10 protein-coding genes are annotated in these 11,852 nt (G+C 43.8%); 6 read left to right on the forward strand and 4 right to left on the reverse strand.

The genetic code is table 11. The features are described from left to right. Window positions 1-83: 83 nt before the first annotated feature. Window positions 84-521: a hypothetical protein gene (locus ACQ93I_RS00455; RefSeq protein WP_431696653.1), complete on the forward strand. Its 438-nt coding sequence runs from the start codon at window positions 84-86 to the stop codon at window positions 519-521. Here the strand turns inward: ACQ93I_RS00455 and ACQ93I_RS00460 are convergent. After that, the gene (locus ACQ93I_RS00460; RefSeq protein WP_431696654.1) at window positions 518-1,579 is read right to left on the reverse strand and encodes an endonuclease/exonuclease/phosphatase family protein; all 1,062 of its coding nucleotides are present in this window, start codon (window positions 1,577-1,579) and stop codon (window positions 518-520) included. The genes ACQ93I_RS00455 and ACQ93I_RS00460 overlap by 4 nt on opposite strands. A 93-nt stretch (window positions 1,580-1,672) precedes the next feature. On the opposite strand from ACQ93I_RS00460, the gene ACQ93I_RS00465 reads away from it, so the two are divergent. From ACQ93I_RS00465 to ACQ93I_RS00475, 3 genes are read left to right on the forward strand one after another with little or no spacing between them, the layout of a single operon-like run. After that, complete coding sequence (locus ACQ93I_RS00465; RefSeq protein WP_431696655.1) at window positions 1,673-4,474, forward strand: carboxypeptidase-like regulatory domain-containing protein; 2,802 nt, start codon at window positions 1,673-1,675, stop codon at window positions 4,472-4,474. A gap of 4 nt (window positions 4,475-4,478) precedes the next feature. Further along, the gene (locus ACQ93I_RS00470) at window positions 4,479-5,867 is read left to right on the forward strand and encodes a DUF5689 domain-containing protein (RefSeq protein WP_431696656.1); all 1,389 of its coding nucleotides are present in this window, start codon (window positions 4,479-4,481) and stop codon (window positions 5,865-5,867) included. A 42-nt stretch (window positions 5,868-5,909) separates the two neighbouring features. After that, window positions 5,910-7,466, forward strand: coding sequence for an NAD(P)/FAD-dependent oxidoreductase (locus ACQ93I_RS00475; RefSeq protein WP_431696657.1), 1,557 nt, complete (start codon window positions 5,910-5,912; stop codon window positions 7,464-7,466). Between the two features lie 54 nt (window positions 7,467-7,520). Here ACQ93I_RS00475 and ACQ93I_RS00480 read toward each other — a convergent pair whose 3' ends face one another. Continuing rightward, entirely contained in the window at window positions 7,521-8,771 is a 1,251-nt protein-coding gene (locus ACQ93I_RS00480) for a cation:proton antiporter (protein ID WP_431696658.1), read from the reverse strand. 234 nt (window positions 8,772-9,005) lie between these two features. Between ACQ93I_RS00480 and ACQ93I_RS00485 the strand changes: the two genes are divergently transcribed. Together ACQ93I_RS00485 and ACQ93I_RS00490 are read left to right on the forward strand one after the other, a co-directional pair. Then, entirely contained in the window at window positions 9,006-10,265 is a 1,260-nt protein-coding gene (locus tag ACQ93I_RS00485; protein WP_431696659.1) for a DUF389 domain-containing protein, read from the forward strand. A gap of 22 nt (window positions 10,266-10,287) precedes the next feature. Next, the gene (locus ACQ93I_RS00490; RefSeq protein WP_431696660.1) at window positions 10,288-10,821 is read left to right on the forward strand and encodes a DUF421 domain-containing protein; all 534 of its coding nucleotides are present in this window, start codon (window positions 10,288-10,290) and stop codon (window positions 10,819-10,821) included. On the opposite strand, the gene ACQ93I_RS00495 is transcribed toward ACQ93I_RS00490, so the two are convergent. Beyond that, window positions 10,818-11,177: a YraN family protein gene (locus ACQ93I_RS00495; RefSeq protein WP_431696661.1), complete on the reverse strand. Its 360-nt coding sequence runs from the start codon at window positions 11,175-11,177 to the stop codon at window positions 10,818-10,820. The genes ACQ93I_RS00490 and ACQ93I_RS00495 overlap by 4 nt on opposite strands. Window positions 11,178-11,254: 77 nt before the next feature. Beyond that, window positions 11,255-11,842 (reverse strand): hypothetical protein, encoded by a 588-nt coding sequence (locus ACQ93I_RS00500; protein WP_431696662.1) that lies wholly within the window; start codon window positions 11,840-11,842, stop codon window positions 11,255-11,257. Between the last annotated feature and the right edge of the window lie 10 nt (window positions 11,843-11,852).

Genomic DNA, 11,852 nt, shown 5'->3' on the forward strand with positions numbered 1-11,852 from the left:
AAATTCCACCATACAAGCCGCTCCCATAAGGAGCGGTTTTTTTATTTAAAAAACTTATCTTTACCCTCAATAAATCTACTATTATGTACGAAACTGTACTCTTTATCCACTCCTGGTGGGCATACCTGGTCTTACTGGTGCTTATAATTGCAACCGTTAATTTCATAATTGGGATCTCCTCAAAGAAAGAATATGCTGCAACAGATTTTCGCGTGGCTTTATTTTCGCTAATTGTGTCGCATATCCAGCTTCTTATTGGGATTGTTCTCTACTTTGTTTCTCCCTATTTTAAAGCCTTTGGGCAACTGGGAATGGGAGAGGTGATGAAAGATTCCACCTTGCGACTTTACCTTGTGGAGCACCCGCTTGTGATGGTTATTGCCGTGGCATTGATCACTATTGGATATTCAAAACACAAAAATAAGCGCCTGTCAAACCAAAAATTTAAAACACTCGGTATATTCTACGGTCTTGCCCTGGTTTTTGTGCTTTCGCGAATTCCATGGTCTGCCTGGTTCTAATCGGCTTCTTTGGTTAGGATGATGTACACCGGAAAGTGATCACTAAATCCACCCGTAAATCCTGACTGTCCAAAACTTCGGAAAGGATAATTCTTATAAGTCCCTTTAGAGGTAATAAGAAACGGCGGATTAAAAATATAGGCCCTGAAAAATGTCAGTTTTTCAGGGCTTTTTTCTATTAAAGATTTTGATACCAGAATCTGGTCAAACAAATTCCATTGGTCGCGATAAGCCGAAGTTCCGGCTCCTTCCGAAGCAATTGCAGCAAAAGGATTGTATAATCCTCCAAAGTCTACCTGCTCCTTCTTTGCCCTGGCTCCCAGGATTTTGTTCAGGCTGGCATTGGCTGGATCATCATTAAAATCTCCCATATTTACTATCATGGCATAAGGATCCTGCCTTTGTAGTGAGTCTATAATGTATTTATTAAGCCTCGCAGCCTCTGTTCTCTTATAACTGCTTAGTTTTTCCCCGCCACTGCGCGAAGGCCAGTGATTTACAATAAAGTGAATATCCTCGCTGTCTATAGATCCGCTCACTACCAGTTGATCTCGGGTAAAATCTCTTTTAGAAGTGTTTTTTGCCTCATAGATCAATAGCGCATGTTTGTTCCAGTCCTTCAGCTTAAAGGCATTGGCTCTGAATATGAGGGCGACATCAATACCCCTTTCGTCTGGAGATTCGCTGTGCACGATCTGGTAATCATAGGGTGCCAAAAGTGGCATTTTTACGAGGTCTTCCAGGACCTGTAGGTTCTCGATCTCACACAAACCTACAATTGCTGGGGGTGATGATAGCTCTTCTCTTCCCAGGCTGCTTATCACCCGCGCAAGGTTCTCCAGCTTCTTTTGGTATAGCCCGGCGGTCCATCTGTACTTCCCCGTGGGTGTGAAATCTTCATCAAAAGTGTCTGGGGAATCGTAAATATCGAAGAGGTTTTCAACATTATAAAAACCGATACTGTAAGCCTTATAATTCCTTTTTTCCTGTGCTTCTGCCAGTTGATAAGCAAGAATAGAGATGCTAAGGATCAATAAATTAAGTGATTTTTGCAGCACCGGATTTTCTTTTGTTAAAAATGATGTGAGTCAGATTAAAGATAGAATAAATAATGTATTATTGCGACATAAATGCCTCCCCTGTAATGTTTTATGAAAATATTTTCTTTAGGGAGGATTATATTTCCTTTCTTATTTCTGTCTGCAGCAGCTGCTTTTGGTCAGCAGGTTAGCGGGGTTGTGATCGATCAGGTTTCGGGAGAGCCTCTCAGCGGCGTTTCCGTAACTATTTCTAATGCGGTCGTGGAGAGATCTACAGATATTGAAGGTGTTTTTGTTTTTTCTGAAGGGCTTCCGCAGGGCGAACATATTCTTACGCTCTCCAAAAATGGCTTTTTCAGCAAACATTTTCCGCTTAAAATTACTTCTGAAGATATAAACCTCGGTCAGATTCCTTTAGTTCCCAACCTGCCCGAAATGCAGCGGCAAACCGAAATTATTTCCCTTGGTGACCACGAATTAGATGAAGAGCAAAGTGTATCCAATATTTCCGGGCTCTTGCAGGCTTCTAAAGATGTTTTTCTGAATGCGGCAGCTTTCGATTTTAGTCCTACCTTTTTTCGGCCGCGCGGTTACGACAGTGAGTATGGGAAAGTATTCATCAACGGTATAGAAATGAATAAAATCTTCTCCAGTAGGCCTTTGTGGAGCAATTGGGGCGGATTGAATGATGTACAACGGAACCAGGAATTCTCTAACGGCACCACCCCTTCTTCGGTCTCATTTGGAGGCCCTGCCGGCACCACCAATATCATCATGAGAGCTTCTCAATATACCCACGGCGGCAAATTTTCTTATGCCGTGGCCAACAGGTCATATTCCGGGAGGGTTATGGGCAGCTACCATAGTGGTTTATTGGCTTCAGGCTGGGCGTATTCTTTTTCTGTGGCAAGACGTTTTGCTGAAGAAAGTTTTGTTGAAGGGACTATCTATAACGCCAACTCATTTTTTGCTTCCGTAGAAAAGAAAATTAGTGATTCGCATAGCCTGAATTTCACCGGATTCTACACCCCAAACAAACGCGGCCGAAATTCGCCCAACACTCAGGAAGTTTTTGAGCTGAAAGGGAACAGCTACAATGCGTATTGGGGATGGCAGGATGGAGAGATCAGGAATTCCCGGGTGCAGGTTGTAGAGGAACCTGTATTTATGCTCAACCATTCCTGGACTGTGAATAAAGCGCTTGAAATAAATACCGGTGTCGCATACCAGTTTGGGAAGATTGGGAACAGCAGGATTGAATATGGCGGTAGCCGGTTATATAGTGAGGGTGCCAAAGATATCTTTCTGGGAGGGGGCAGTAATCCCGATCCTGCCTACTATCAAAAGCTGCCATCTTACTTTTTAAGATTCACAGATTCACCAAATTTCAGGGAAGCTTATCTGGCAGAGCAGGAATTCCGAAGCTTTGGGCAAATTAATTGGGATGAATTCTATCTTGCAAATGAATCGGCTACCGTAGCTGGCGGTAACGCGGTTTATGCCCTTTATGAAGACAGGGTCGATGACCGGCAAGTTTCTGCAGCCTCAAATTTCAGGTATGTGCTCTCTTCTCAACTTGCAATTACTGGAGGTGTAGATTTCAGGCAGCTTGAAAGTGAAAATTTTGCTTCGGTACTTGATCTCTTTGGTGCAGCCTCTTTTTTGGATGTCGATGCCTTTTCAACAGGATCAAAGGCGCAGAATGACCTGAAAAATCCCAATAAATTAGTCTCTGAAAATGACATTTTTAAGTACCATTACAACTTCAACGCAGCAAACGGCGGCGGATTCCTTCAGGCGGAGTTTAACCTTCAGAAAATAGAGGCTTACCTGGCTGTCGAAACTTCGGCTACGACTTACTGGCGAACCGGGCACTTTCAGAATGGCAATTTCCCCGACAATTCCCTGGGAGAAAGCGAAAAGCTCAACTTTGGGAATTACGGTGCTAAGGGCGGGTTCACTTATAAATTGAATGGCAGGAATTATTTAAGCACTAATCTTTCATGGTTCACCAAACCACCGGCACTGCGTAATAGTTTCTCAAATGCGCGTCAAAACAATGACGTAGTCCTTGGGCTCATGAGTGAAAAAATAATGACTGCCGATGCCGGTTACCAAATCCGTACTCCCTTTATTACCGGAAGGATCACCGGCTTTTATGGCCTTTTTGAAGATGCTACCGAAGTCTCATTTTATTATGCCGATGGTCTCTCGGGATCAGGTAGAGATGTTACCAATGCCTTTGTTCAGGAAATTATGACCGGCATAGATAAACGTCACGTGGGGTTGGAGTTTGGCTTTGAAATTCCGCTTACTACTACCCTAAAAATACGCTCTGCGGGTTCAATTGGTGAATACATGTACAAGAGTAATCCCAATATCTACCTCACTTCTGATGATTTTACTGATGTCCGGCATATGGGGCAGACTTTCCTGAAAGGATACAGGCTTCCGGGTGGTCCGCAGCGAGCTTTACAGGCCGGGTTTGAATATCGGGATCCTGCGTATTGGTGGATTTCAGCTTCTGCCAACTTCTTTTCTAAATCCTTTATAGATGTGGCCCCTCTTCCGCGAACCCAAAATTTTGAAACCGACCTTGATGGTTTGCCGCTGTTGAACTTTGATAAGACGATTGCACAAGAACTGCTACAGCAGGAAGAATTTGAAAGCTACATGCTGGTAAATGTGGTGGGCGGCAAATCCTGGAGAATTAAGAACAGGTTTTTGGGCATTTTTGCCAGCCTCAACAATATTCTCAATACCACCTACAAAACGGGAGGTTATGAACAATCCCGCAATGTAAATTACACGCTGCTTAAAGCCGATATGGAGAGAGATAAACCTCTTTTTGGATCTAAATACTGGTTTGGTCCCGGCACTACTTATTACGCTCACGTTTATTTAAGATTCTAAAAAAATGAAGAGAATTTTGCCATTTTTGAGCCTGTTGATTATTGTTTCCTGTGCTCCTGAAGATGATTTTACCGCACCTGCGGTGACGATTACTCCTGTAGAAACCAACATTGATCTACAGGCGGTGGTGGGAATGTTTATGCAAGATCAGGAAAGGGTTTTGAGCTTTGATAAAGATCTCGTGCTTGAGGCTTTTGTGGTTTCCAGCGATGAAGCCGGTAATTTTTATAAGGAAATGGTGGTGCAGGATTCGCCAGAGCAGCCAAGAGCAGGGTTAAATATCAAACTGAACATGTCTTCCTACTACCAGTTCTATAACTTCGGAAGAAAAGTGTACATTCACCTAAACGGCCTTAGTGTGGGGCAGGTGAACGGCATAGCAACGCTTGGCGTGGCCGAAGGAAACCAGATCGTAAATATCCCTGAATCGCAGGTTGCTTTTCACATAAGCAGAAGTGCAGAGGTAGCCCAAATCACTCCCAGGCTTATAAAAGCTTCAGATTTTGGTGATGCGCTTGAAAACCTGTACGTACAAATTGAAAATGTGCAGTTCAATAAACTGCTGGTAAATCCTCAAAATCCTGCAACTTATGCAGCAGAAGAAAATGATGAGTTTGACGGTGAAAGGCTGGTAGAAAGCTGCACAGGAGATTTCCCTTTTATCGTTAGCACCAGTACCTATGCCGATTTTGCTGCTTTAAAGCTGTCCGCAGGTTCGGGTAACGTGCAGGGAATTTTGACCAGGGATTTCTATGATGAAATTTATACCGTTTATATGAACCTTCCCGAAGACATCAGCTTCGGCAATAACCCGCGCTGTGATCCTGAAACTTATGATTGCGGCCTGGCTCCATCAAGAGGAAGCAAAATTTTGTTTGAAGATGATTTCAGTTTACAGAAGAACAACAAACCTGTTGATGGAAAAGGCTGGAAAAACATCATCCAGGAAGGTTCCCGCCCATGGGAAGCTTTTACTGCCACAGGGGCAAACGCATCCCTGGGCCGATCGGCGAGGATGAGACCGGCAGGTTCGGGTGATGCCCGCAGCCTTAGCTGGCTTATTACGCCAAAGATCAATTTCGATACCAATTCGGCAGAAGTACTCAGCTTTAAAACTTCTACAAGCATGGCAAACGGCAGTTTTATGGAAGTGCTTATTTCTACCGACTGGAATGGTTCCGAAGAAAACCTTTTAACAGCCGAATGGAAGGTTCTTCCGGCCGCAAACATAGCAGCAAAAAATGACTTCTTTGGCGACTGGATCTCTTCGGGACTGGTAGATCTTTCGTGCGTAACAGGTAAGGGTTTTATCGCCTTCAGGTATACCGGTAGTGACCATTCGTATTACAACGGCGTGTATGAGCTTGATGATGTTCTTATTACTGCTGATTAATACCTGATGAGAAAACTTATATTTGCGTCAAAATAAATACGGGTGCAACAAGAAATAAATTTTCAGGTTTCTCCTGAAACTGCCGCAAATACCGAAGCCTTAAAACATCATCTCTCACGGGAAAAGGGAATTCCTTTTTCTGAAATAAGACATGTAGAGATCTTAAAGAGAAGCATTGATGCCAGGCAAAAGAAGATCAAAGTTAATTTAAGGGTGCAGCTTTACCTGCAGGAAGACTTTGAAGCAGAGAAGATCAATAAACCGGAATATAAAGATGTTTCGGCTGCCCAACCCGTGATCATCGTGGGAGCCGGGCCTGCCGGATTATTTGCTGCCCTTCGTTGCATTGAGCTGGGTAAAAAGCCCATTGTTATTGAAAGAGGGAAAGATGTACGTGCCCGCCGCCGGGATCTCAAAAAGCTGAATATTGAGCATATAGTTAATGAAGATTCCAATTACTGTTTTGGAGAAGGAGGCGCCGGAACTTACTCTGACGGGAAACTCTACACCCGAAGCAAAAAACGCGGAGATGTTAACAGGATCCTGGAGCTTTTTGTTGCCTTTGGTGCCACTCGCGAAATTATGGTGGAGGCGCACCCTCACATTGGAACAAACAAGTTGCCTGCTATTATTGAGAATATCACAAAAACAATACTTGAACTTGGGGGAGAAGTACTCTTCAACGCCCGGGTAGTAGATTTTGAGGTGAAAAACAATGAGATGCAGGGCGTACAATTACTTGACGGAAGAAAAATAGCTGCGAAAAAGGTCATTTTAGCGACCGGACATTCGGCCAGGGATATTTTTACGCTACTGTACAACAAAAATATCTATATAGAAGCAAAGCCTTTTGCCCTGGGAGTAAGGGTGGAGCATCCTCAAAGCCTTATTGACCAGATTCAGTACCACACAGCGCATCGGGGAGAATTTTTGCCTCCTTCTGCCTACAGTATCGTAAAACAGGTTGAAGGGCGGGGAGTTTATTCCTTTTGTATGTGCCCCGGCGGAATTATTGCACCCTGTGCCACCTCCCCGGGAGAGATCGTGACCAATGGTTGGTCTCCCAGCAAGAGAGATCAGGCCACTGCGAATTCGGGAATTGTGGTGGAAATAAAACCTTCAGATTTTGCCATTTTTGGAGATTCCCCATTGGCAGCTCTCAAATTTCAGCAGGAAGTGGAGAAAAAAGCCTGGCTCGCCGGCGGAAAAACTCAAACCGCACCTGCCCAAAGGTTGGTGGATTTTAGTAAAGGCAAAACCTCCAAAAATCTTCCGCAGACCTCTTATAAACCCGGAATTACTTCAGTAGAGTTAGGAGAAGTGTTGCCAGATTTTGTTCATAAAAGCCTTCAGAAGGGATTTGTTGAGTTTGGAAAAAGTATGAAAGGTTATTTTACAAATGAAGCTGTAGTGCATGCTACCGAGTCCCGGACTTCTTCCCCTGTGCGTATTCCGCGAGATCCTGCGACTCTTGAGCATGTGCAAATAAAAGGTCTTTATCCCTGTGGTGAAGGTGCAGGCTATGCCGGGGGAATAGTTTCGGCCGCTGTTGATGGAGAAAAATGCGCTGAAAAAGCCGTTTTAGCCTTAAACAATTAACAGTGACCAATTAGTAATAGTCAATAGAAAATATTCAATAATCAATTTCCTGTTTCAGGTTCGGTTTTCCAGGTTTTCCCTTTCGTTTGTTCCTTCCGAAGTGTTGTGATACAGTTTTTCCAGGGGCACGCTGGTCAATCCGTGTACTACTGTAGAGGCTACAACAATAAGGCTGGGAATGATCCAGACTTCATCAAAATTAGCTTTGTCTTTAGTAAGTATTGCATAGTAAAGGGCTGCGACGCCTATAGGTCCAAACCAGCCCATTATGAGAACGCTATAAATTTTTTTCCTGAACTGAGGCATGAAGGGCATTAAAATGAGCAGTGCCGGCAAACGCCTTAAAAAGAGAATGAGGATGACGATCCAAACTGCTGTCCAGCCCAGGTTGTACCACTCCTGCCACGGCAGCATTAGCCCCAGGATGAAAAATACGGGTACAGTGGTCATCCTCTCCATGGGTTCCTGTATCCTCTCTTCTTTAAGGTCTTCAGCTGCCGTGATATCTTTTGCAAAAGCAAAACCGCCGGCAAAAACTGCAATAATGGGATTCATGTGCAGGAGCTCAAAACCGGCCAAAAGCAGCAGGGCAACGGATGTTGAAAACGATAAAAGCGTTTTGCGGTTCAGGTAACCCGCCTTGTGAGTTCTTTTAAGAAGATAACCACAGCCGTAGCCCACGCCATAAGCCAAAATTGCGCAGAGAATGCTCTCATACAATAGAATTTTTACGAACCATTGCCCCAGGTCACCATTGCCTTCGGCGTTTAACAGGTAAAGTGCCAGAAAAACAAAAGGAAAGGCCAGCCCGTCATTTACACCGGCTTCAAAAGAGAGCGTATCCCTAAGTTTTGCAGGTAAAAATTTTTCAGCTTTTCTTCCGGTAACCAGCGTAGAGGCTACCACAGGATCGGTTGGGGTGATTATAGCACCCAGCAGGAGACATTCAAAAATGCTGAAATTCGGCATTAATAAGTAAAAGACTCCGCTGCCAAACATCCACATAAGAATCATTCCAAAGATCACCAGGTTGGAAAGGCTAGTGGCATTTTTTCTGAAAATGTGGCTTGGAAGTCGCAAAGCTGTTGCCATCAAGGCCATGGCAATAGTGAATTGGCAGGCGATTTCAAGGATGTGGAATTCAGCTTGAGAATTAGAAGTTTTAATGACGTTGAGAAGATCGGGCCCCAGCAGTACGCCCAGGCACAGGGCAAGAAGAGGCTCGGTTACCGAAATGTCCTGAATTTTTCTGAAAAACGCACCTGCCAAAATGATCAATAAACTGATAAAAAATATGACAGTCATAGCATCCATGGTTCCTGTTTTGGCGCCTGTTTTAAAGATAAACAGTTGCTATTCCTATTTTCTTAATTATTTTCTAAAATGTAAATATGAAAAGCTTCTTTTCTTGCTGTGTTTCCTGCTGAACCCTTAAAGTTCCCTTAATGGCATGGCACAGTTAAATGCTTTCAATTATCTTGTATATCAGGCCTTTGTTTTTTGGCTTTGTTTCCCACAAAAAACCCGAAGTGTTACGCGATGAGACAACTTATTCTTAAAATTTCCAAGGGACATAAAGATGAAGTTCTTGATATAGTTGAAGAATTTGAAGGGAAAAATTCCATTTTCCTGCCCAATGAAGAAAATGACGTTTTTATTATTTATTTGCCTAACAGGAAGGTGAACAACTTCCTGAAACGTATAGACGAATTTGAGGAGCCCGAAATAAGTCTCATCCCGCGGGGGGTGATCACTCTTTACCCTCCCGCATCGGAATCTCCTGACCAGGTGGCCGATGTACAGCCCAAAAGTTCGTTGGAAATTTACCTGGGCGGCATTCAGAGTGTAGGTTCTGTAAAAGGGCTTATTGGCTACTCTTTTGCCGCAGGGCTGCTCGTTTGGATTGGCCTTTACACCACCACCGTTTACCTGCTGGTGGCGGCCATGCTGGTGGCCCCGTTTGCCGGGCCGGCCATGAATGCTGCCCTGGCTACAGCTGCCGGTAAGAAACCTTTGCTTAAAAGCAGCCTGCAACGCTACGGGATTGCAATTGGCACAGGCGTAATTGCCAGTTTGTTGATGACCCTTATCTTCCCGCTAAACACTTTAACGCCGCTCATGGTAGAAATTAGTCATGTCTCAAAAGTGGCAATTTTTCTGCCTATTATTTCCGGATTTGCGGGTGCAATTAACATCATCCAGTCAGAAAGGGACAGCCTGGTGTCGGGCGCGGCAGTGGGAATCCTGGTAGCAGCTTCCCTGGCGCCACCGGTTGGGCTTATTGGCGCGGGCATTTATTTGCTCGACTGGGAAGTGGTTTCGAGTAGCGTGTTCAGGATCATTTTGCAGCTGCTGGGCATACATCTTTCCGCCACGCTGGTGTTTTATTTCTTCGGAAAAGTCACCCCCAGCGGAGTACGATTTTTAAAAGGAAATAAAATGCTTACCTACATCACATCGGGCATTGTGGCCCTTGCTATTGGGGGCATGATGGTTTGGCAATACAGCCAGCCTCCTTTTCTTCGGAAAGCCAGCATGAATACCGAACTTACTGAAGAGTTTGACAAAAAACTCCATAAGCTCGACTTCATTGAAGTTATTAATAAAGATGTAAGCTTTACCAATACCAAGATCAATGGAAATCCTACCGTTAGCTATTCAGTGACAGTACTTCCTAAGAATACAGATGTTTCTGAAACAGTCCTCAAAAAAAGGATCATTGAATATTTAAAAGAGAACCTGAAGTATCACGACGACGATATTTACCAGGTCTATCAGGTCAATATAGCTGAAGATTAGAAATATTCTAACGCAAAAAAGAATGGACGATACAACATTTCTATGGAACGGCATTCAACCCATTATAAGGATTGTACTGGTGGGAATCACAGCCTACCTGGCAATTGTTCTTATTCTGAAGATTTCGGGAAAGAGAACCCTGGCCAGTATGAGCGCCTTCGATTTTGTGATAGCGGTAACTATAGGCGCTGTCTTTGGGCGGACGCTTACCACAAAGGATCTTTCAATTTCTGAAGCGCTAACCGCCTTTGTCCTGCTGGCGCTGCTACAGTTCATTTTTTCATATCTGGAGAATAAATCAAGAACCTTTAAGCGCATTTTTAATACCACCCCTACGCTTTTGTATTACAACGGCGAGTTTATTCAGAAGAATTTGCACAAGGAAAGACTCGATAAAAGTAAAATTATCGGGGCCGCCCGTAAGAAAGGTTTTGGTAGTATGGATGATATTTCCGCAGTAATTCTTGAGATTGACGCCACCCTGTCGGTCATCGGGAAATCAAAGGAAGGTGAAAACTCAACTTTTCAGGAACTGGTAGAGAAAAATGATCTTTAAAAATGTAAGAAAGCATCTTCTATGTGCTCCAGCCTGGTGCCTGCCTTGTTTTTAATTATGGCAACAATATCAAACCGCACTTCTACATCTAGTTGGTGTTCGTTTACAAAATAATCGATGGCTTTGACAAGCTGATTGATCTGTTTCTTCTTTACGAAATCCTGCGGATCTCCAAAATCGGGCGTACTGCGGGTTTTTACTTCAACAACAGCCAGAATGTTGTCTTTACGGGCAATGATATCAACCTCCGCTTTTTGGTACATGAAGTTTCGGGCCACAATTTCATAGCCGGTGGCCAGAAGATGAGCTACAGCAAGTTCTTCGCCCCGTTTACCTAATTCATTGTGCTGTGCCATCCGTTTTAAATCTCCTGGAAAACAGGGTGTCAAAAATGTCATTTTTGGCACCCTGTTTAGATATATGTTATTTCAATTTAAGACCTGCTTTCCTTTTGATAGATCACGGCTCTCACCTTCAGGTCAAGGTTGATAATATCTTCTGGGTTGGCTTCAATGATATGATCTCCGTAAAAGCTTTTTGGAGGTGCATCTACCGGGGTTAAGAAAACTCTTACATTAGAATCACTCATCTTCCCGTCCTTCCAGTCTACAGCCCCGCTGTAGTCCCAGCCAAACCCGTAGAAATCTATGGGCCCGTTGTTGATCTCTACCAGGTCTTCATAGCGAGTGCCAACGGTAATCCCTTCACCTGTATGCCAGCGGCCATCTTTTTCAACGTAGATTTGATGCGGCAGGTTTTGGGTTTTATCTTCCCAGATAATAAGGAGTTCGTCATCGGTTCCCGGATAAAGAATACTGTAAGCCCGCTCTACCGTACCCTCGTCAAAAAGGTCAATTCCTTCAGAAATTTCTGCTTCAGGATAAATGGTTTCTAACCGGTTTTCGCTAATGACTTCAGCTAAATTTTCAAGCTGAAATCTTTCCGAAGAAGTCGCTGTGAGTTTTCGGCTTTTACAACCTGAAATTGAAATTATGAGTGCAAGGATGAACAGTTTCTTCATTTCTACTTTT

Source organism: Salinimicrobium sp. WS361, from assembly GCF_050750585.1.
Taxonomy (GTDB): Bacteria; Bacteroidota; Bacteroidia; order Flavobacteriales; family Flavobacteriaceae; genus Salinimicrobium.